Annotated in this window: 17 protein-coding genes; 1 reads left to right on the top strand and 16 read right to left on the bottom strand. The window is 47.9% G+C overall.

Annotated features, from left to right (window positions below):
- Positions 1-365 precede the first annotated feature (365 nt).
- Positions 366-1,643: a hemolysin family protein gene (locus tag I6E24_RS02190; protein WP_235325901.1), complete on the top strand. Its 1,278-nt coding sequence runs from the start codon at positions 366-368 to the stop codon at positions 1,641-1,643.
- A 30-nt stretch (positions 1,644-1,673) separates the two neighbouring features.
- Here I6E24_RS02190 and I6E24_RS02195 read toward each other — a convergent pair whose 3' ends face one another.
- From I6E24_RS02195 to dxs, 16 genes are all read right to left on the bottom strand, one after another.
- On the bottom strand, positions 1,674-2,645 hold the full coding sequence (locus tag I6E24_RS02195; RefSeq protein WP_235325903.1) for a type I phosphomannose isomerase catalytic subunit: 972 nt from the start codon (positions 2,643-2,645) through the stop codon (positions 1,674-1,676).
- A gap of 176 nt (positions 2,646-2,821) precedes the next feature.
- The gene (locus I6E24_RS17615; protein WP_455577807.1) at positions 2,822-4,045 is read right to left on the bottom strand and encodes a hypothetical protein; all 1,224 of its coding nucleotides are present in this window, start codon (positions 4,043-4,045) and stop codon (positions 2,822-2,824) included.
- Positions 4,046-5,324: 1,279 nt separating this feature from the next.
- Positions 5,325-8,003, bottom strand: a complete 2,679-nt coding sequence (locus tag I6E24_RS02205; protein WP_235325905.1) for a TonB-dependent receptor — start codon at positions 8,001-8,003, stop codon at positions 5,325-5,327.
- Between the two features lie 298 nt (positions 8,004-8,301).
- Positions 8,302-8,544 (bottom strand): hypothetical protein, encoded by a 243-nt coding sequence (locus tag I6E24_RS02210; protein ID WP_235325907.1) that lies wholly within the window; start codon positions 8,542-8,544, stop codon positions 8,302-8,304.
- Between the two features lie 97 nt (positions 8,545-8,641).
- A complete protein-coding gene (locus tag I6E24_RS02215; protein WP_235325909.1) occupies positions 8,642-10,141 on the bottom strand; it encodes an NADH-quinone oxidoreductase subunit N in 1,500 nt (499 codons plus the stop codon).
- 127 nt (positions 10,142-10,268) lie between these two features.
- Positions 10,269-11,750: a complex I subunit 4 family protein gene (locus I6E24_RS02220; RefSeq protein WP_235325911.1), complete on the bottom strand. Its 1,482-nt coding sequence runs from the start codon at positions 11,748-11,750 to the stop codon at positions 10,269-10,271.
- A gap of 66 nt (positions 11,751-11,816) precedes the next feature.
- Positions 11,817-13,706: an NADH-quinone oxidoreductase subunit L gene (nuoL, locus tag I6E24_RS02225; RefSeq protein WP_235325913.1), complete on the bottom strand. Its 1,890-nt coding sequence runs from the start codon at positions 13,704-13,706 to the stop codon at positions 11,817-11,819.
- A 15-nt stretch (positions 13,707-13,721) separates the two neighbouring features.
- Positions 13,722-14,045, bottom strand: a complete 324-nt coding sequence (gene nuoK / locus I6E24_RS02230; RefSeq protein WP_204403292.1) for an NADH-quinone oxidoreductase subunit NuoK — start codon at positions 14,043-14,045, stop codon at positions 13,722-13,724.
- 22 nt (positions 14,046-14,067) lie between these two features.
- The gene (locus tag I6E24_RS02235) at positions 14,068-14,580 is read right to left on the bottom strand and encodes an NADH-quinone oxidoreductase subunit J family protein (RefSeq protein WP_204403290.1); all 513 of its coding nucleotides are present in this window, start codon (positions 14,578-14,580) and stop codon (positions 14,068-14,070) included.
- Between the two features lie 34 nt (positions 14,581-14,614).
- Positions 14,615-15,085: a NuoI/complex I 23 kDa subunit family protein gene (locus tag I6E24_RS02240; protein ID WP_235325915.1), complete on the bottom strand. Its 471-nt coding sequence runs from the start codon at positions 15,083-15,085 to the stop codon at positions 14,615-14,617.
- Positions 15,086-15,142: 57 nt separating this feature from the next.
- The gene (nuoH, locus tag I6E24_RS02245; RefSeq protein WP_204507291.1) at positions 15,143-16,231 is read right to left on the bottom strand and encodes an NADH-quinone oxidoreductase subunit NuoH; all 1,089 of its coding nucleotides are present in this window, start codon (positions 16,229-16,231) and stop codon (positions 15,143-15,145) included.
- Positions 16,232-16,363: 132 nt separating this feature from the next.
- Entirely contained in the window at positions 16,364-17,956 is a 1,593-nt protein-coding gene (locus I6E24_RS02250) for an NADH-quinone oxidoreductase subunit D-related protein (RefSeq protein WP_235325965.1), read from the bottom strand.
- A 2-nt stretch (positions 17,957-17,958) separates the two neighbouring features.
- Positions 17,959-18,633, bottom strand: a complete 675-nt coding sequence (locus I6E24_RS02255) for an NADH-quinone oxidoreductase subunit B (RefSeq protein WP_235325917.1) — start codon at positions 18,631-18,633, stop codon at positions 17,959-17,961.
- On the bottom strand, positions 18,624-18,974 hold the full coding sequence (locus tag I6E24_RS02260; protein WP_235325919.1) for an NADH-quinone oxidoreductase subunit A: 351 nt from the start codon (positions 18,972-18,974) through the stop codon (positions 18,624-18,626). The genes I6E24_RS02255 and I6E24_RS02260 overlap by 10 nt, the downstream gene beginning before the upstream one ends.
- Positions 18,975-19,594: 620 nt before the next feature.
- Positions 19,595-20,935 (bottom strand): Trk system potassium transporter TrkA, encoded by a 1,341-nt coding sequence (gene trkA, locus I6E24_RS02265; protein ID WP_235325921.1) that lies wholly within the window; start codon positions 20,933-20,935, stop codon positions 19,595-19,597.
- A gap of 39 nt (positions 20,936-20,974) precedes the next feature.
- On the bottom strand, positions 20,975-22,888 hold the full coding sequence (gene dxs, locus I6E24_RS02270; RefSeq protein WP_235325923.1) for a 1-deoxy-D-xylulose-5-phosphate synthase: 1,914 nt from the start codon (positions 22,886-22,888) through the stop codon (positions 20,975-20,977).
- Position 22,889: the final 1 nt, after the last annotated feature.

Below are 22,889 nucleotides of genomic sequence, written 5' to 3' on the forward strand. Positions count from 1 at the left end.
ATGTTTATGATTAAAGGTCTCTGTTTACAGATATTTGAGTTCTTACTACTAGTATAATGTTGAAATGTTACCAATTATGGAATTATCAATTATATTCCACAGCGTTTTGCTCATAAACTAATACCTTTTATATATATTTCTAATACCTTTAATTCCGGATGCAAAGTTACTGCCATGAGCATTTTCCCACAATCGCAATTTTTAGGTATATTTCATGCTGTTTTTGTATGTATTACTAATCATTTTTAGGTATTGCCCAAAATGGACAATAAACATATTGTTAAAACTTTCTAATAGAATGTTATTAATTCGTCTTGAGCGTGAACAATCTATTATTTTTGCTGTTGAAAACATTTAATATATATATGAACGAAATTTTTATTATCATCGGGTTGATATTGCTTAATGGAGTTTTCGCAATGTCCGAGGTGGCCCTCATATCAGCCCGTAAATCACGTCTTTCCGCTGACGCTAAAAACGGGAACAAATCGGCAAAAACAGCCTTGAAGCTCGCAAACGAACCGGACAGGTTTCTTTCCACCGTACAGATTGGCATCACTCTTATCGGAATCCTCACGGGTATCTATTCCGGAAATCAGATTGCGGCGGACCTGACGGAGGCTATGAAGTCGTGGGGAGTATCTGCGGCATACGCCTTCGGGTTGGCTCAGGGAGTTATCGTTGTGGTGGTTACATATCTCACTATTATATTCGGCGAGCTGGTGCCTAAGCGTATAGGTATGAGTATGGCCGAAAAGGCTGCAAAGGTAATGGCGCGGCCCATGAATGTTCTTTCTGTGATTGCGCTTCCTTTCGTCGGGTTGCTGGCGAAAAGCACTGAGGCGATTTTCAATCTGCTTGGGGTGAAAGAGGAGGACAGCAGGGTGACAGAAGAAGAAATCAAGTCTATTATTAAAGAGGGGGCCGAAGACGGTGAGGTGCAACCGGTTGAGCAGGATATCATGCAGAGGGTATTTCTTTTGGGCGATTTGAAGGTAAGCTCTATTATGACGCATAAGTCGGATATCGTATGGCTGGAGGCGGACATGACCGCGGACGATGTGAAGGCTATTGTGAGCGACAATCTGTATGAGTTCTATCCTATAGCGGATGGCGGCCTTGACCATGTGAAGGGAGTCATTCATCTGAAGGACCTGGTGCTGCATCTGCATGAGGAGGATTTCAATCTGGTGGCACTGACCCAGGACGCGGTGTTCTTTCATGAGAACATGAATGTGTATAAGGTGCTGGAGCAGATGAAGATGAAGAAGATAAGCCGTGCGCTGGTGTGCGACGAGTTCGGGGCGTGTACGGGTATAATCACGCTGAAGGATATTCTGGAGGGACTGGTGGGAACTGTGGACGACGCCGACGGCGAGCCGGACATCATCAAGAGGGTGAACAACGACGGATGGCTGGTGGACGGACAGTGCACGATGTACGATTTCCTGAATTATTTCGACCGTCCGGAGCTGTTCGAGGTGTCGGATTTCCATACCCTGGGAGGGCTCATCCTGCAGCATCTGCAGCATGTGCCTCAGAGCGGCGAAACCATGCGGTGGAACGGATTCTGTTTCGAGGTGGTGGATATGGACGGCGCGCGAATAGATAAGGTCCTTGTCACCCGCGACGTGGCGGACTGAGGCGCATGGCGCGGGTGCCTGTGGGCGGGCCTATACGTATGTCTCGAGGAACTTCACTTCGCCATGGGGGGTCACTTCAAGGCTGCGGGTTGTGGCAGGGAAAAGTACTGACTCGCCTGCCTGCATGCCGATGGTGTTTCCCCGGTCGTCCTTTATGGTGCACGATCCTTCCATGCAGATGTAGACGACGAACGAGTCGAGTCCGGAATAGTCCATGGTCATCGGCCGCGAAAGGTGATAGACGGATGTGGTGAAGTATGGGCACGACACGAGGTGGACGGGGCGGTCCTTGCACGGGGTGTAGGCGGTGCGGTAGTCCGGCTGCACGCTGTAGTCGATGGCCTGTTTCGACAGCTCGGTGTGCAGCTCGCGGGTGCGGCCGTCCTTGTCCTTGCGGTTGAAGTCGTAGATGCGGTAGGTGATGTTCGATGTCTGCTGTATCTCGGCTATGAAGCATCCGGCTCCGATGCTGTGGATTCGTCCTGCGGGGAGGAAGAACACGTCGCCCGGACGGACGGCATAGTCGGCAAGGGCGTCGCAGATGGTGTTGTCGGCTATCATCTGTTCGTACTGCTCCGGCGTGATGCTGCGGCTCAGGCCCGAACGCAGGTGTGCGCGGCCCTCGGCGTTGTCTATCACGTACCACATCTCGGTCTTGCCCATGGAGTTGTGGCGCCGCATGGCCAGCTCGTCGTCAGGGTGCACCTGGATGGAGAGGTCGTCCCGGGCGTCGATGAATTTTATCAGCAGGGGGAACTTGCCGCCGAAGCGAGTGTAGTTGGCTTCGCCCACCAGGGCTCCTTTGTAGAGGCTGACCATCTGTGTGAGGTTCTTGCCGGCGTCGGGTCCGTAGGCCACTACCGATTCGTCGCCCGCGACGTCGGATATCTCCCAGCTTTCGCCTACGTTGGGCTGTGTGCAGTCAAGGTGTTTGAACGGAATGATTTTGTCGCCACCCCAGATTGTGGATTTCAGGATGGGATTGAATTTGAGTGGATACATAATTTAAGGGTTTTATAAGGTTATGATTACGGACGTAAAGATACATTAAAATTCTTTACGGCGGTTGATGTAGGGAAGATTTTCTGATAAAAGAACCGGGGCCGTCGCTTGGTGTGGCGGCGGTCCCGGTGTGTGTTTTCCCGTGGGGATATGTGTGTTTCCGTGTTTCCGGAGGATCAGAGAGTCCATCCTGCGGTCCAGTTGTCGTCTGTCGGAACGGCTCCTTTGTAGTCGGTTGCGGTGAAGAATGAGTCGGCGGACATGTCTTTTCCTCCGTCTGCTGTACCTATGAATTTGTCTTCAAGTTCGAAAGTGGCGTTTGTCTTGTTGCCTTCGGCTGCCTCGAAAAGATCGTTGGTGTAGATGTTCTGTTTTGACGACAATACGCCTGATATCTCTACGTAGTTCAATCGGGAGATTCCGTTTTTCAGCGCGTTTTCTGTATTGTCGGTTTCCACAGTGAGAGGCTGCTCCTTGCCTGTGATGATGGCGTTGTAGAGTTCCACTTCGGTGCCGGCACGCAGGCGTACTCCGCGGCCGTCGTTGCCGTTGCCCACGAGTGTCAGATTCGACAGTACCGGATGTGAGACTGGTGTGAGCGAGTTGTCCTTGTCGTTGCTGTCGCATTCCATAAGGCAGTCGCAGTCATAGCCCAGTGTCTCTTCGTTTTCCTGGTATGCCACCATGAACTGACCTTTTCCGCACCAGCCTTCTGTCCAGTCGAACGAATCGTCGCTGCAGCTTGTAGCTACCATGTATTTTACGCAGACCGTTCCTCCGAAGAATTCAAAACCGTCGTCAGAACCGCGGTATGCCTGCAGATGGTCTACTGAGGTTCCGCTGCCCACGCCGTAGAATGTCACTCCGTTGGCTTCCTTGTCTTCGCTGAATGCATATCCTGTGTATTCCAGACGGATATAGCTCAATTTTCCGGAGTTGTCGGCCGCGTCGTTGCCACCGTATGCGGCGTCACCTATTTCGGATGTTCCCTTGCCGCCCTGTACGTTGATAGGCGCTTTTCCGCAGATGTGGAGTCCGCCCCATGCTCCGGCTTCCTTCTTTTCGGATGTCATGACGATAGGGTTTTCGGCTGTACCTACGGCATTGATTTTGGCTCCCTGTTCCACGAGGATGTAGTCTACAACGTTGTCATGCTTGGCAATGATTGTCACTCCTTCTTCTATGGTGAGTGTGGCAGGGCTTTTCACGGTGTAGTCGCCTGTAAGATAATATGTCTTTCCGGCAGCCAGGGTGACATCTGATGTCACTGTGCCTTTCAGCTCTTCTATCTCCTGAGGCTTGGAACCGCTGGCGGCAGTCCATCCTGCTGTCCAGTCGTTGTCCGACGGTACGGCTCCGCGATATTCTGCTGCGTCGAAGAATGAATCTGCTGTGCTCATATTCCGGCCTCCTTCGGCTGTGCCGACGTAGAATGACTCGAGCACGGGCGCAAGGTCTTTCACTTCGTTGTTGTTTCCGGCAGCGAGGAAGTCGCTCTGTGTGTAGATGTTTTCCTTGCTTGTGAAACCTGAACCGATAGTTACGTAGTTGAGTTTTGACTCGCCGTTCTTCAGGGCGTTTTCAGTAGGCGCGGTTTCTACTGTGAGGCATTGTCCCTTGCCTGTGATGATGGTGTTATAGAGATTGACCTTTGTTCCGGCACGAAGGCGTACGCCCTGTTTCTCTCCGCCGTTGCCCACAAGGGTTACGTTGGCCAGTGTAGGGAATGACGTCGGAGTGGCTTCGAAGTTGGTGCTGTGGTTGTCGCATTCCATCAGACAGTCGCAGTCGTAGCCTATCTCGTCCTTGCTGCCCTGGTATGCCACGAGGTACTGGCCTTTGCCGTTCCAGCCTTCTGTCCAGTCGAAAGAGTCGTCGCTACAGTCGGTCACTACCGCATGGCGGATATTTACCGAGCCGCCGAAGAACTCGAAACCGTCGTCGGAACCCATGAAAGCCTGTACGTAGTCTACTGTTGTACCATTACCAACTCCGTAGAATGTAATACCGTTTGATTCCTTGTCTTCGCTGAAGGCATAGCCGGTGTATTCCATGCGGACGTAGCGCAGAACGCCGGAATTGTCGTCAGCTTTGTCGCCTCCGTATGTGGCGTCACCGATTTCTGATGTGCCTGTACCCACGTTTGTAGGTGCGTATCCGCAGATGTGGAGTCCGCCCCATGCTCCGGCTTCTTTCTTCTCGGATGTCATTACGATGGGCTGTGAGGCTGTACCCTGCGCATCGATTTTTGCTCCCTGCTCTACGAGGATGTAGTCTACTTTATTGTCGTGTTTTGCCTCGATCTTTACTCCCGGCTCAATCTTCAGGGTGGCTCCGTTCTTTACGTGGATACCTCCGTCGAGAGTGTAGGTTATGCCTGCTTTCAGAGTGACGTCTTCTGTGATATCGGCGTTGAGGAGATTGTCGGCGATGTTGCCGATACCGCCGTCGCCGATATTGTCGTCGGTACATGCTGTTGTGAGCATCATTCCTGTGGTTGCCAGTGCAAGAGTGGCAAGTTTCCAATTCTTTTTCATAAACAGTTTTAATTTTGAAATGTTTTTGATGTTATCTTATTCAATTTGCCTTAGTCTGGTTTATCTCTTATTTCCTTAGTCAGGATAGTTTCTTATTTCCTTAGTCAGGATTATCTCTTATCGCCTTAGTCAGGTTTATATCTTATAGCGTGTACGATACTCCTATTTCGAAGCTGCTTCCACGCTTGAACTTTTCCACTTCAAGTGTCTCGCCTGTCTTCGGTACCTCCTGACGGAAGATTACCGGTTGGTTGAGCAGGTCGTTTATCTGGAGTTTTACCGCTACACGGCTGTTCAGCTTCATGCTTCCGGCAAAGTTCAGGGTGTGGACTGCCTGCTGCTTTACGTCGCCAAGGCCTGAGATACCTACTGTGTGGATGCGTGGGCCCTGCAGATTGTATAGAATGGCGGCTGATATCTGTCTGTCTTCGTCTATGCGCGGGCTGTATGTGATGTCGGCATTTACCAGATATGGCGATGCTCCCTGCAAGGCGCGCTGGGCGTTGGTATATACCCCTCCTTCGGGCAGTTTCACGTTGGTGTACATATATGAGGCATTGGCTCCGAGGCGCAGGTCTTTGACTATCTCCTTGCGGAACTCCACTTCCACTCCTGCTGCCATACCGTTGTCGGCATTGCGGAACGACTGGACTGTGGCTCCTCCTGAGAGTTCCTGGATTCTTTCTATCGGACTCTCAAGGTGCTTGTAGTAGGCGGTTACGGAAAGCATGTCGCCGTTTTCCTTGAACAGTTCGTAGCGGAGGTCGAAGTTGTAGTTGTAGCCGTTCTGCAGGTCGGCGTTACCGCGGATCTGCGACGCTCCGTATGATTCCTGGTAGAGGAACGGGGCCATCTCGATGAACGACGGGCGTGTCACTGTGCGCGAGAATGAGAGGCGAAGGCTGTTCTCCTTATTCATCTGATAGCGGAAGTTGGCTGCCGGGAAGAGGTCGCCTGTGTTCAGCTCGCTTCTCTCGGGGCGTCCGCCGTCGGTGTGGTAGTCAACCCACTGGCGGGAGTATTCGTATCTCACTCCGAGGTTTATCAGCAGAGCTTCCATCGGGTAGTAGTCGGCAAGGAGGTATCCGGCAATGATGCTGTTGCCTGCCTTGTACTGGTCCTTCGGCTGATTCACCAGGTTGATGGTGAGAAGTTCGTTCTCGATGTTCTCCTGATTGATATATTCGCTCGGATTGTAAATGTCTGTGATTGTAGGGTTCAGCTTGTTCAGGTTGTAGTAGAAGCGTGTGGCCTTGTAGTCGCGCTGTTTGTCCTTGTAGGTCACTCCGGCCTGTATCTTGTTGCTGTCGCCGAATTTATAGTCGCTCATGAGGTTTGCCACCCATTCGTTTTCGTCCAATGATCCGAAGTATCTCATCGTCTCCTGGCGGTTCAGCTTGAAAAGCTCCAGCGAATTGTCGTCCTGCACTTCGAACATCACCTGGCGTCTGTCCGGTTCGGCGCTCGATGTCTTGCTGTACGAGCCGCTCCAGTTGATGCTCCATGCGTCCTTTATGTAGTGCTTGCCGCTGAGCTGGTGGTTCTGCAGGCTGTAGATGTGCGACACGCTGTTGCTGCCTATCAGATTGTGGTCTTCGTAATCCACACCTTCGCGGCGCATGTATGTGTCCGAGGCGTTGCGGGCGTAGAAGAAAGTATAGCTCAGCAGGTCCTGCTTCCTGAACGAGTAGCCTACGCTGGCGAGTGAGGCCAGTTTAAGTTCGTTTGTATAGCTGTCGTATGCGAAGTTGTTCAGTGTGTTTCCTGTAGCTTCAAGCGTGCGTACGTATGCGTCCTTCATCAGCTGCTGTCCGTTGCTCACGCCTACGGATGCCAGTACACTCAGGTTGTTTCCTGCCAGGTCGATGTTCTTGCCGAAACCTATGTTTCCGCCGAACTCGGGCAGGGCTTTTCTCTTGGAAACATCAAATGATGTGTTGAAAAGCTTGTTGTGGCGGGCATAATCTTCGAAATCTGTCAGGTCCATCTCTGTGTACATGCTGTTCAGCTTTGGAGTTCTGAAGAGAGTCCCTTCGTGGTCCATGCGGTACATGTCCTGGCCCAGCGTGTTGAATTTGCCGCCTGTATTGAATGATATGTTGAAGAAGTCTTCGCCTGTCTGTTCTTTCGTGCCTATATCGATGTGGGCTCCGGAATAGTCGGCGAAAGTGTTTGCCTCATATACCTTGCTCACTGTGATGTTCTTCACTGTGGATGTAGGGAATATGTCTAGCTGGATAAGCTTGTTGTCCGGATTTGGAGATGCTATAGGCAGACCGTTCAGTGTGGTGGTGCTGTATCTGTCGCCCAGGCCGCGCACGATAATCTGTCCTGCCGACGCGATTGATATTCCTGATATCTTTTTCACGCCTTCTGCCACGTTCGAAATACCTTTTGTACTCATCTCCTTTGCGCCGAGGTTCTCTATAGCCACGCTCGATTTCTGTCTCTCCATCATCAGTGCGCGTTCTCCCTCAAGGTTTTTCTTGGCAACTACGGTAACCTCGTCCAGCTGCTGGTTGTCGGTGTTCAGCGCAATTACTGTTTCCCCCTTTACATTTTTATCGACTGTTATTCTTCGGGTTTCGTATGCCACGTATTGGATTATCAGTACATCATTGTCGGCTACGTCCTTAATCTCGAATTTTCCGTCGATGTCTGTCACCGCGCCTGTTGTTGTTCCTTCTATTTGCACTGTTGCCCCGATAAGCGGCTCGCCCGTAGCTTTGTCAATTATCACTCCCTTGAAATCAATGGCCTGTGCTGTTACTGCTGCCATCAGCAGGGGAGATGCAAGCATCAGTTTCTTAATGTCATTCATTCTTTTTTACCCTTTTGTTTCCGTGGGCAAAATTATGGCAGCGGTGTTACTTGGATGTTTCCATATGTTTATAATACGTTTACGTATCGGTTACATATCGGTTACAGCGGATGGTGGGAGAAATAAAAAAAAGATATATCTTTTTTTGTGAGATATATCCTTTATTAATATATGTAACCGATATCGGTTATAGACTGTCAATCCATTTTTTACCGCTTTTTGTATAAGACCATATTACCAAACCTATACCAATGATAGCGGTCACTAAAAAAATAAAACTTAATGTATTCATAATTTTTTATTTTAGAATTCTGTTGGCAAAAAAAGCAAAAGTGTAAGTTGTTATAATACCACATATAGCTGAAAGCCAATTAGCCTCATTATTTAAATTAGATAATAGAGGTGTAAATCCGCCTATTACCATACCGGCAAAAGATAATTTTGACAAGTCGAAAAAATATCCGGCAATCTTTTCTTTTCGGACATCGTTTTTCTTTCTTACCTCTTCTTTTGCTTTTCTGGTTTCCTCAAAATTTCCCATAATCCGTTACTTGATTTCAACATTGCGTAAAGTTAATGAAAATTCCTGTAATACGGAAATTAATCAGAATTGAAATAGAATTCTAAAGAGCGGATATTTACATTCCTGCCACTGCCTCTATTCCTCCGTACACACTGCTCAATATTCCCAGCAGAATTATTCCTGCAAGGCAGATGGCAAGCGATGCGCGTGTCAGCCATGGGCTGCGGAAGTATGGCAGCGGACTGTCGTTCGGAGTGATGTACATGGCCTTTACCACCAGCAGATAGTAATAAAGCGAAATCACTGTATTGACAAGGGCAAGGAACACTACCAGCCAGTGGCCTGCATTGAATGCTGATGCGAACACGAAGAACTTGCTGAAGAATCCTGCGAATGGAGGAATTCCGGCAAGGGAGAACATGGCTAGAGTCATTACGAAAGTGAGTTTCGGATTTGTGCGGTAAAGTCCTGCGTATGCCGCACGGCTCACTGCATATTCCGATTTTACTGTTTCTTCCGAGCGTGAAAGTGCATTTCCTGCGAGTTCTCCTTCTACATTGTTTGCATCGGCATAGTTATCGCCAAGGGTATGTCTCTCTATTGCTCCTATCACTCCGAACACGGCCAGATTGGCTACTATATATACTGTGATGTAATATATCAGCGAAGTTGTTCCCTGGGTGCTGCCTGCCATCACAGCCAGCATGATGTAGCCGGCCTGCGAGATACTGCTGTAGGCCATGAAACGCTTCATGTTGTCCTGAAGGATAGCGAAGATATTTGCCAGTGTTATTGTGGCTACTATCACGATACTGAGCATCAGTTCCCAACGGTCGGACATCTGTGCGAACACTTTAGTCAGGATGCTCATCAGCGCGAAGGCCGCGGCTCCTTTCGAGATGACTGACAGATAGCCTGCCACGGCTGTGGGCGCGCCCTGGTATGTGTCCGGCGTCCACATGTGGAATGGGACAAGACTCAGCTTGAAACCCAGACCTGCAAAGAAGAACACCATGGCCAGAATCTGCAGCGGTGTGCCTGTGATGCCGGCAGTCATGTCGGCAAAATAGGTTGTTCCGCATGTTCCGTAAATCAGTGAGAGTCCGTATAGCATGAGTCCGGACGAGAACATAGAGTTCAGTATGAACTTTGCCCCTGCTTCGGCGCTGTGGTGCTTCCATTTGTCGAATGCGATGAGACATGCCATCGGAATGCTGGCAAGCTCAAGTCCCACATAGAACAGGATGAAGCTTCCGGCGCTCACCATGAAATACATTCCCAGCAGTGTGCTCATTGTGATTACGTAGAACTCGCCTGCCTTGTGGCGTGAGTCCGGCGATGAAATCCATTCGCCTGCCTGCATGAACACGAGCAATGTTCCTGCAGTGAGTATAGTCTTTACTACGGATGCGACAGGAGTGCAGTGATACATCCCGCCGAAATATTCTCCCGCCGACGGCTGTATGTTCAGAATGATTTGTATCACCATCAGCGTGCAGGCCATAGTCCGTAATGTCTTGTGATGAGGCTCTTTCATTATAAGGTCGGCCAGGAGGATTATCACCATCATGGCTGCCAGAGTGATTTCTGCCTGCATTGGTATAAATTGAAACATGTTTTTTTAGTTAAGAATTAAAAATTAATAATTAAAAACGTCGCTCAATTAATAATTAAGAGTTAATAATTAAAAGTGATAGCATCCACCCATTTTTAATTATTAATTATTCATTATTAATTATTATTTATCTCACTATTGCCGAAATAATAGGTTCCACACTGTGGCTTATCACATTGCTTACCCAGAACGGAGCAAGTCCGAGTCCGGCTACAGCAGCGATAAGGCAGATAACAGTGAAGCGTTCGTCCCATGTGGCGTCTGTAAGTTTCAGATGTTCGGGATTCTCGCAAGTTCCGTACAGAATCTTTCCTACCACACGGAGGATATACACTGCCGTAATCACAATACTCATTGTAGCAATCACTGTACAGACACGGTGGAAGATGTCAGGGTTCTGGAACGAACCTACGAATACAGTCATTTCGGCAATGAAGCCGCTCAATCCGGGAAGACCGAGGTTGGCAAGACCGGCAATGACGTATCCCACGGCAAGGAAAGGCATAATCTTCATCAGACCTCTGAGCTGGCGGATATCGCGTGTGTGGGTTCTTCCGTAAATCATACCGATAAGAGCAAAGAAGAGGGCTGTCATAAGTCCGTGGCTAAGCATCTGAAGGATGGCTCCTGTTGCACTTACCTTAGTCATCATAAGCAGGGCGAAGAGAACCAGGCCGCAGTGGCTTACCGAAGAATAAGCGTTGATGTACTTCAAGTCTGTCTGAACTACGGCGCTGAATGCTCCGTAAACCACAGAGATAGTAGTCAGCACGAGGAAGAAGTCGCCCCAGATAGCGGCACCTGTAGGCATAAGATACATGGCAATACGGAAACATCCGTAACCGCCAAGTTTCATCAATACACCGGCATGAAGCATAGATACGGCGGTAGGGGCCGACGCGTGACCGTCAGGGCTCCATGTGTGGAACGGGAAAAGAGCTCCCAGCACGCCGAAGCCGATAAATATCAGCGGGAAGAACAGACGCTGGAACTCGGTAGGTATCTTGTGGTTCACAATCTCGAGAATGTTCATCGTCTCAGCTCCGGCACCGTAGTAGATACCCAGGATACCGATAAGCAGGAATGCCGAACCACCCATCAGCATAAGAGTAAGCTTCATGGCCGCGTATTCTTTCTTTCCGCTTCCCCACACTCCGATGAGCAGATACATAGGGATGAGCGCCACCTCGTAGAACATGAACATGGTGAAGAGGTCGGTAGAGATGAAGAAACCGAAAACTCCGGTGCTCAGCAGTGTGAACCAGAGGAAATATTCTTTTGTCATCGGCTGCAGACGCCATGAAGCGAATGTACCGGTGAATACTATTATAGAGCTTAGCAGCAGCATCACTACGGAGATACCGTCCACTCCCACGGAATAGCATATATTCAATGGCTCATACCATGGAGTGCTTGCGGTGAAGAGCATTTCTTCTGTAGCTCCTCCGTTTCTCAAACCGATATACGCTACAGTGAGCCACACGGACAATCCCAGCAATACGGTAGATCCGGCTACCATAACCGCTCTTACCTGATTGATGCCTTTCGCCAGCCACAGGCCCAGCAGCATTACCAGAGGGATGATTACAAATAAACTTAATATATTCATTGTTTCAATTAATAATTAAAAATTAATAATTAAAAGCAGAAAGCTTGTTGAGTAAATGTGGTTTTATCACAGCAGGATAAGTGCCGCAGTCAGGATGATGATACCTCCCAGGAACCACATTGTGTAAGTCTGGATCTTTCCGCTCTGTACAGGCTGTGCGGTTTCGCCGGCCGCGTTCGTGCCCCATGCCATGAAGTTCATGAACTGGTCGATTACGTGGCGGTCGAACCATGCAAGCGGAGTAGAGACGCAGCGGAAGATAATCTTCTTCGTCACGAACAGCCAGAGCTCGTCCATGAAGAAACGCTTGTAGGCGGCATGGTGCAGACGGCTGAACCTTTTCTGGAGCATGTCTGCCACAGGCTGAGTCTTTCCGGCGTACATCCATGTAGCCAGGATGATAGCCAGCACAGCCACCACGATACTTGTAGTTGCCACTGTGGCATCAAGATGAATGTCGTACGCATGTCCGTTGCTCGAAACGAAATGTCCGAAAGGCATCGCCCATCCGGCAACGACAGTGATAGCCGCAAGAATGACGAGAGGCAATGTCATAACCACAGGACTTTCGTGCGGAGTGTGGTGCGCATAGTTGTCGTTTGTCTTTCCCCAGAAGATGCAATAGTACAGACGGAACATATAGAAAGCAGTCATTCCGGCGATGATGGTCATTATCCATCCGGCTACAGGACTGAAGCGGAAACAGGCCGCCAGGATTTCATCTTTCGAGAAGAAGCCTGAGAAAGGAGGAATACCTGCGATGGCAAGACACGCTATGAGGAATGTGATGTGAGTGACAGGCATATATTTCCTGAGTCCGCCCATGAACGACATCTCGTTGCTGTGGACCGCATGTATCACACAGCCGGCTCCGAGGAACAGCAGTGCCTTGAACATGGCGTGAGTGAACAGATGGAACATAGATGCCATATAACCCAGTCCGCCTTCGTGCGGGTCAAGACTTGTAGATACGCCCAGCGCAACCATCATGAAGCCAATCTGCGAGATGGTAGAGAACGCAAGCACGCGCTTGATGTCGCTCTGCACGCAAGCCACCGTAGCCGCATAGAAAGCGGTGAACATGCCGATGTATGCCACCCAGTGAAGAGTCTCAGGAGCGAAACCGATAAACAGCGGGAACATCCTCGCCACGAGATACACACCTGCCACAACCATCGTAGCGGCATGAATCAGCGCCGATACCGGAGTAGGACCTTCCATCGCGTCCGGCAGCCAGATGTGCAACGGAAACATCGCACTCTTTCCGGCACCACCCACGAACATCAGTCCCAGAGCCCATGGCAACACCATACCCGCCTTCATCAGCTGCTCTTCGGAAGGAGAGAAAGTGAAAGTCTGCATGTAGTAGCCGTAAATCAGGATACCGATAAGGAAGCCCAGGTCGGCAAAGCGTGTAACGATGAAAGCTTTCTTGGAGGCAGCTATAGCCTCAGGCTTGGTGTAATAGAAACCTATCAACAGATAAGACGAAACTCCCACAAGCTCCCAGAACACGTACATCTGGAAGATATTCGTAGCCACCACCAGTCCGAGCATTGAGAAAGTGAACAGCGAGAGGAAAGCGTAGTAGCGCTGGAACCCGCGTTCGCCCTTCATATATCCGAACGAATAGATATGCACCATGAGCGACACCGTGGAGATAACCACCAGCATCATCACCGAGATAGGGTCGAGCATGATACCCATGTCGATGTGCAGCGACTCGGTGAACGGCAGCCACCGGAAGTTCCACGGAGTAGAGACAGGCAGCACCCCTTCGGCAGTACGTGGCGCGCCGAAATATCCGATGGCCGTGATGTAGCTCAGCACTGTGACAGCCGCCAGCGACAGTGTACCTATCGTTCCCGCCACCTTATGAGGCATTTTCATTCCTGCCAGAGCCAGAACTAGGAAGCTCAGCACCGGCAGAGCCAGTATAAGTATTGTATATTCCATATTCCTTCTATTTTTTTATCCCTTCATTTCCGAAATATCGTCAGTCAGAATCTTATTGATATTCCTGTATACATTTATTATTATCGCTATTGCCACAGCAGTTTCGGCAGCGGCTATGGCAATGCCGAACAGACTGAAGAAATGTCCTTCCAGCTGTCCCGGAAAGAGATATCTGTTGAACACCGCAAAGTTGATGTTCGTGGCGTTAAGCATAAGTTCGGCCGAGATAAGCAGAGCCAGCAGGTTCTTTCGTGTGAAGAACCCGTAAATTCCGCAGAACAGCATCACGGCGCTTATCACCAGATAGTGTATAACGTGTACTTCTATTTCAATTTCCATAATTCCGATTCTTATTTTTTCATCATTTTCTTTTTCTGGCAATCATGATTGCGCCTATCATACAGGCCAGCAGCAGCACGCTCATAACCTCGAAAGGCAGTACGAACTGATATTTCCCTGTTCCGATAAGCGCCTCGCCGATATTTTTCACCGGCAGCTCCACTCCCTGAGGGATGATGTTCAGGGCGAATCCGTTTGTGGCGATAATGAACATCACCAGTGCCATACCCACCAGCGTGGTGAGCAGCACGCTTATCATTTTGCCACGTCCTATTTTATACTTCATGGTTCCCGACGAGCGTGTCAGCAGGATGGAGAACACATACAGTACGATGATACCTCCGGCATACACCATCAGCTGCACCGCGCTCAGGAATGTGTAGCCCAGGATGGCATATATCCCCCCTGTGGCAAGCAGCACGAACAGCAGATAAGTGGCAGACCGCAGGATGCTGTTGGTAGTGACAGCCAGCACTGAGAAAACTATTATGCACAGTGCCACTACATAAAATGCTATTTCAAAAAGTGAAAACATGTTTTTTTTAGTTTTTAGTTATTAGCTTCGCTGATTATTGGTTAGCTTCGCTGACCGTTGGTTCATTCAAAGTCATCACCAGCTTTTCTCTCTCGAACACGGCGTTTTCGAAATGATTGCTGAAACGTATCGCGTCGTGCGGACACGCGTTCACACACAGCTGGCAGAACATACATGCCCCCAGATCGTATTCATATTTCAGCAGGACCTTCTTTTTCTTTCCGTCTTCCGTTTCGCGTGTCTCGCTTGTTATGTTTATCGTGCCGTTAGGGCAGGCCATCTGGCACAGTCCGCACGCCACGCATCTGTTCTCTCCGTTCTCATCCTTGGGCATCACCAGCATGGCGCGGTGACGTTCCGGTATGTACAGAGTAGTGTGTCTGTTCTCAGGATAGCGTTCCGTCACCTTCTTCTGCATGAACACCTTCATCGAGGTGCGCATACCCACCAGCAGGCTTTTCACTCCGAACGCATATCCGCTTATATAATCTTTAAAAGTACTCATCTTAAGTTTTTGAGTTTTTTCAGTTTTTTCAGTTTTTTCAGTTTTTAGTTTACGGTATTAAAACACCAGTCCGAACACCTTCATCACCGTCATCACCATCAGCACCAGCAGCGACAGCGGCATCAGATACTTCCATTCCAGGATCAGCACCTGGTCAATTCTCAACCGTGGGAAAGTCCATCTTATCCACATCAGCAGGAACACCACGAAGAAAGTCTTGCCCACGAACCATATCACTCCCGGAATGCAGTCCATCGCCATGTTCAGTCCTTCCAGCCCCGCAATGTGCAGCGGCATCCATCCTCCGAAGAAAAGCGTTACCGCAATGCCCGCGGTAATGAACAGGTTCAGGTATTCCGCCAGATAGAAAAAACCGAAGTGCATACCCGAGTATTCAGTATGATACCCCGCTGTAAGTTCCTGTTCCGCTTCCGCCAGGTCGAACGGAGCGCGGTTTGCCTCCGCGTTACCCGCTATCAGATAGATGATGAAAGCCATCACTGCCGGGACGTGTCCCTTGAAGATGTTCCACCCGTTCTCCTGATACGCCACAATCTCCTGGATGTCCATCGTCCCGCACAGGATAACCATAGTCAGAACGCTCAGACCGATGGAAAGCTCGTAGCTGATAATCATCGCCCCGCTTCGTACGGCACCTATCAGCGTATATTTGCTGTTGCTGCTCCATCCTGCCAGCAGGATGCCCAGCACACCGATGGACGAAGCCGCCAGCACGAAGAAGATACCGATGTTCATGTGCAGAATCTCTCCCCCCTTGTTCCATGGCAGACACGAGAATGTCAGTATCGACGCCATGATCACCAGGAAAGGAGCCAGCCCGTACAGAAACTTATCAGAGTTTTTCAGCGAGATAATCTCTTTCGTCAGAATTTTTATAACGTCCGCCGGCACCTGCAGAAGCCCTCCACGACCCCCCACACGGTCCGGTCCGATACGGCATTGGAAAGCCGCGCACACCTTACGCTCCATATATATCAGGATGATGGCCAGCACGGCATACATCACCATGATGAACACCCCCACGGCAATACCTTCGATGGTGAAGGCCAGCCATTCGGGCATCAGGCTGCACATCGTGCTGTGTATCCACATCAGGAGCGGCTCAAGATTATAATAGTCAAACATTTTTTTAGTTTTTTAGTTTTTTAGTTTTTTAGTTTTTAAGTTTGTTATTATGAGTTTTTAAGTTTTTTATTATGAGTTTTTAAGTTGGTTATCATCAACAAACTTACAAACTCATAAACTCACAAACTCACCTTATCGGTCTATGTCCGGAATCACAAAGTCCAGCGTACCGCCTATCGCTATCAGGTCCGCAATCTTCTGTCCGCGGCACACGGTGTCCATCGTATCCACCAGCGGCAGACCCGTAGAGCGGTAGTGCAGGCGGTAAGGATACTTGTCGCCATGACTCTCCAGCATCACTCCGAACTCGCCGCGGCTGCTCTCCACCGAAGTAGAGAAGTTACCTTCCGGCAGTTTGATGATAGCCTTGGTCTTCACGCGGAATTCCCCTTCCGGGATATTGTCGATAAGCTGCTCTATGATGTGGCACGACTCCATAATCTCGTCCATACGCACCATGTAGCGCGCAAACGAGTCGCCTTCAGTACGCGTTATCTCACGGAAATCCACCTTGCCGTACATGGCATACGGATGACGCTTCCTCACGTCGTTGCTCCATCCCGAAGCGCGTCCCGTACCGCCCGTGGCACCCAGCGATATCGCATCCTCACGCGAAAGCACGCCTACACCCACCAGTCGCCGGCGCGCGATGACATTGTCCGTAAAGATATCATGATAATCCTTTATCACGCTGCGCAGGTGCTTGATAAATTCCTTCACCTTGCGCCGGAAGTCCGGATGAAGGTCCGCCTGCACACCGCCTATCACGTTGTAGTTCTGAATCAGGCGTCCTCCCGTAGTCTCCTCCATAATGTCGAGAATCATCTCCCTCTCCCTGAAACCATAGAAGAAAGGAGTAAGTCCCCCCATATCCATCACCAGACACGAGTAGAACAGCAGATGCGAGTCGATGCGCTGCAGCTCGTCCATTATCGTACGGATGTACTGTGCGCGTTCCGGAATCCCGATGCCTGCAGCCTGTTCTATACACATACACAGGGCATGACGGTTCTGATGAGCACTCAGATAGTCCAGTCTGTCAGTCAGAGCCAGAGTCTGCGGATAAGTAAGACTCTCGTTCATCTTCTCTATGCCGCGGTGAATATATCCCAGAATAGGGTCTATACGGCGGATATTCTCACCGTCGATGGAAGTACGCATACGCAACACACCATGAGTGGAAGGATGCTGAGGACCGATGTTAACCACGAAATCCTCCTTGCCGAACACCACATTCTCCCGTCCTTCCACAGTTCCGTCCGGACGCAGGGTGTATTCCTCCGTAACGTCCGCGTTCGTCTCATTATCCATGTTCAGCGGATTCGAGTCCATATCGTAGTCCTTGCGCAGCGGATACCCTTTCCAGTCCTCGCGCAGGAACAGACGCCTCATGTCCGGATTGCCCGTGAAGCGGATGCCGAAGAAATCGAACACCTCACGTTCCTTGATACGCGCGGTTTTCCAAAGGCTGCATACAGATGGTAGAAACGAATGTTCGGCACAGCCAAACGCATTCTTCCTGTCCGCGGCCACAACCTTCAGCACACGGCGCGCCCCCGTAGAAGTACTCTCAAGATAATACAGCGCGCCCAGTCCTTCTTCTCCCCAGTCCATGCCTACGATGTCGCGCAGATAGTCCATAGGCTCCTTGGCGTCGTATCTCAGTCTGGAAGCCTCGTCATAGAGTTCTTCCGGCTTTATCAGTATAATGTTGTCTGCACTCATAGTCATTCCTCCTCTTTATTTAGTTGACAAGTTGACAAGTTGACGAGTTGACGAGGTTCTCCGTCCGGATGGGAGCCTTGTTCCCTTGTAACTGGAGCCTTGTCGTCTTCCTTGCGGTTTACTCCCCCCAGGAAACGTTCCACCTTAATCTTTCTCTGCAACTGCATCATGCCGTAATAGAAAGCCTCCGGACGTGGAGGACATCCGGGAATGAACACGTCCACTGGTATGATTTTGTCTATACCGTTCACTACATGATATGACTTTCTGAACGGACCACCCGAGATGGTACATCCGCCCACAGCCACCACGTATTTAGGCTCAGCCATCTGGTCATAAAGACGTTTCAGCACAGGCGCCATACGGTAAGTTATGGTTCCAAGCACCATAATCATGTCCGCCTGGCGGGGAGAGTTACGTGTCACCTCGAATCCGAAACGTGCCATGTCGTACCGTGCTGCTCCCAATGCCATAAACTCTATGGCGCAACAGCTTGTACCGAAAGTGAGCGACCACAGCGAGTTGCTTCGTCCCCAGTTTATCAGTTCGTCCGCCGAACCTACAATCACTCCCGCGCCGTCACGATTGAGCTGATCTGCCATCCGCTCCAGATAATCATTATTGCGGAACTCATCATACTGCATACTGCGTATTTCCGCACGTTTTTTCACTTCCATTCCAGCGCTCCTTTCCGCCAGGCGTATGCCAGGCCTAAAATAAGAATTCCCAGGAAGAATGCCGCTCCACAGAGTGCATATACTCCTGTCTCAGCCACTACCACTGCCCATGGAAACAGGAACACTGTCTCTATGTCGAACATCAGGAAGAGGATGGCAAAGAGGTAGTAACCTGCCTTGAACTTAACCCACGAATCACCCCTTGTAGGGATACCACATTCGTATGGCTCGCCTTTCTGAGGGTTGAATGAATGGGGGGCGATTAGTTTGGCAATAGTCATGGCTGCAACAACCAAGGCAATTGCCGTGAGAATCACTACAATTAAAAAAATAAAATACATGATTTATTTGTTTTAGTTATTTGTTGCGAAAACATAACATGTCATTTGCTTTATGAGCACACAAGGTTTGTCTCCATACCTGAATATAGAGACAAACCGTCATCGGGAAAAATCTAAATGATTATTTTTTCCAATGCGTATATGTAATAATCTTTTGGAGAATGAATCTGATTATGAGATTCCTTGCAATATTTTGCGTCTGCGTTAGAATATCTATACGTGATATTATTTCTTTGTAACCCTCCGGTTATTGTCAGTATAGATTTATTGTCATTTTTATCCTTTGCGGCAGGAACTATGAATACCGGTACCTGCAAATCAGCATATCTTGATTTGAGGATATGATTTATGGTACGTATAAGGCAAATGTCTGATGAAGATTCTTCAAATGACGTACAATTTTCCTTATTTGTTGATAGTATATCTTCATGGCATATTTCTTCCGCCAAAACGGAGGAAATCTCTTCCTTTATTTCTTGCAACAATAAGCAAGACAATATGCCTAAAAATATTACCCTCAACCAATAATTCATAAAAAAAACTGTTACCTTATTCAATCACGCGTGCAAAGTTAGAATATATTTTGAGTAAAGATGGTTATTTCTATGTTAAAAAACATATTATCCAAAATATTTTTCTAATTTCTTTATCATAGATCCGAGGCAGAATACAACCACATGATCGTCCTTTTTGATTATTGTATTACCTGTTACGAGAATACCTTCTCCGTTTCGTATCAGTCCTCCGATAGTAGCTCCTTTTGGTAGTCCTATATCTTTTACAGGTGCTTTAGTTATTTTTGAACCTTCTTTTACTATGAATTCCGCTACATCTGCATTAGCAAAAGTAAGACATTTGACGTTGGATACATCTGCTTTAAGCATCATCTGGTAAATGTGACTTGCCGCTATGTATTTCTTATTGATGACAGTTCCTATATCAAGACTTTCAGCCATGCTTATATAATCCACATTCTCTACTTCTGCTACAGTCTTGCTTACTCCCATACGTTTGGCAGCCAGACATGCCAGTATATTAGTTTCCGAATTGCCTGTCAATGCAACAAAAGCTTCTGTATTTTTAATTCCTTCTTCAATGAGAAGTTCCATGTCGCGACCGTCTCCGTTTATGACCATCACGTCATCGTCCACTACTTCCGTAAGCCTGTTACATCTGCTCTCATCAATTTCTATAATTTTTATCTTCATATATTCGGGCAGATATTGTGCCGTACGGACAGCTATTCTTCCGCCTCCCATTATCATGACACTTCTTACGTCAGCTTCGTTTTCTCTTCCTGAAATCTTTCTAATGTATGGTATATATTTTTTGGTAGTGGTGAAATATACAATGTCATTAAGTTTTACGAAATCATCTCCTCTAGGTATAATGGTTTCGTTACCTCTTTTTATAGCTACAATATGGAAAGGTATACCTTGTCCTCCTAATTCATGAAACGGTACATTGAGTATCTCGGCCTGTTCTTTCATCTTTACACCAATCATGATAAGCGAACCGCCGGCAAATTCCCACCATTGCTTTATCCAGCTCATTTTTACTGCGTCAACAATCTCTTTTGCAGCCAACATTTCAGGATAGATGAGCGAATGGACACCAAGTCCGTTGAAAAACTCCTTATGCTTGGGCAGGAGATACTCATAATTATCAATTCTGGCAACGGTTTTTTGTGCACCAAGATTATTGGCAAGCATACAGGCAGTCATATTCCGGCTTTCGTCAGGAGTTACTGCTATAAACAGGTCTGCGCCGGCTACTCCCGCTTCTTTAAGTCCATTTATGGAAGTAGGAGAGTAGTTTACTGTCATCATATCCAGATTACTGCTCATTTTTCCCAATCTTTCCTGATTTTCGTCTATCAGGATAATGTCCTGATCTTCCCCGGCAAGTAGTTTCGCCAAATGTGTACCAACAGCTCCTGCGCCTGCTATTATTATTTTCATGAGTCTTTATCTTTATTCAAGTTTTTATGTTGCCCCTTATTAATTTTTATTTGCCAATTCAATAATCGAACTGTAAATACTTTCTTCGTCAAGTCCACATATCTTATACAGTTCATCTACAGTGCCATGCTGTACGAAACAGTCATTTATACCTATTCTTTTAATAGTTATGTCATCATGTCCATTGTCAGACATAAATTCCATTATGGCACTACCTGCTCCTCCTGCCAATATGCCGTCTTCAACAGTCAATATTTTCTTGAATTTTTTCCCTATCGAGTCGAGCATATCTTTGTCCAATGGCTTTACAAATCTAAGATCGTAATGAGCTATGCTTATTGAACTGCATTCTTCTGCTTTTGCTATTGCTTTCTTTGCTTTGTAGCCTATTGGACCTACAGAAATCACAGCCATATCATTTCCATCCTTAAGAAGTCTTCCTTTTCCTACAGGTATCTTTTCGAACTGGCATTTCCAGTCTGTTTTCAGTCCTCTCCCTCGTGGGTATCTTATGACAAATGGACCCATATCAGGTAATTGTGCTGTAAACATGAGTTTTCTGAGTTCGTGTTCGTCCATTGGAACCGCAACAGTCAGGTTTGGAATAATCCTCATGTATGCAATATCAAATATTCCATGATGTGTGGCACCGTCTTCGCCTACTAGTCCGGCTCTGTCAAGGCACATTACTACATTGAGTTTATGTATGGCTACATCATGGATTACATTGTCGTATGCTCTTTGCATAAATGTGGAATAAATGTTGCAAAACGGTGTAAGACCGTCTTTTGCCATTCCGGCAGAGAATGTTACTGCGTGTCCTTCTGCAATACCTACATCGAAAACCCTGTCAGGCATTTCTTTCATCATAATGTTCATTGAACATCCCGACGGCATTGCAGGAGTAACTCCTACAATGTTTGGATTCTGTCTGGCAAGCTCAAGAAGAGTGTTTCCGAATACTTCTTGTAACAGCGGTGGAATACCGTCAGTTGTAGGTTTTATTCTTTCTCCGGTAATTTTGTCGAATTTTCCAGGTGCATGCCATTCTGTGGCACACTCTTCTGCAGGTTTATATCCTTTACCCTTTACGGTGTGTATGTGTAATAGTTTTGGACCGCTCATGTCCTTTATTTCATTCAGGACTTTTATCAAAGAAATGGTGTCATGCCCGTCTATAGGACCGAAGTATCTGATATTCAAACCTTCAAAGATGTTCTGCTGCTGCATGAGCAATGATTTCAGACTATTATTGAACCGTATAATGGCTTTTTTTCTTTCTTCAGTGAGCAATCCCCATTTGGCCATTTGTTTAGACATAGTATTGCGGAAACGGTTATAACCTTCCGATGTATGGAGATTCAGAAGGTATTGTTTCATTCCACCGACACTTCTGTCAATAGCCATGTTGTTGTCGTTCAGGATGATAAGAAGATTGTTCGGAATAGCCGATGCATTGTTCAATCCCTCGAAGGCCAGACCACCACTCATCGAGCCGTCACCAATGACTGCCACAATGTGTCTGTCTTTTTCTTTTTTGAAATTTGCACAAACAGCCATACCTAATGCTGCGGATATTGAATTTGAAGCGTGTCCGCATGTAAATGTATCATATTCGCTTTCTGCTGGAGATGGAAAGGGTGCGAGACCGTTAAGTTTTCTGTTTGTACAGAAACTATCTCGTCTTCCTGTCAGTATCTTGTGAGCATATGCCTGATGCCCAACATCCCATACTATACGGTCGTATGGAGTGCTGAATGTATAATGTAATGCGACGGTCAGTTCTATTACTCCCAAGCTGGAACCAAAATGTCCCGGATTGCGTGAAAGCTCATCAATAATCATTTCACGCAGCTCTTTACAAACTTCTGGCAGTTCTTCTATTGGAAGTTTGCGAAGATCATCAGGATTATCAATTTTGTCAAGGAATTTATATGATGCGTTTTGTTCCATC

The sequence above is a fragment of the Bacteroides caecigallinarum genome, assembly GCF_021530995.1.
In the GTDB taxonomy this organism is placed as follows: domain Bacteria; phylum Bacteroidota; class Bacteroidia; order Bacteroidales; family Bacteroidaceae; genus Phocaeicola; species Phocaeicola faecigallinarum.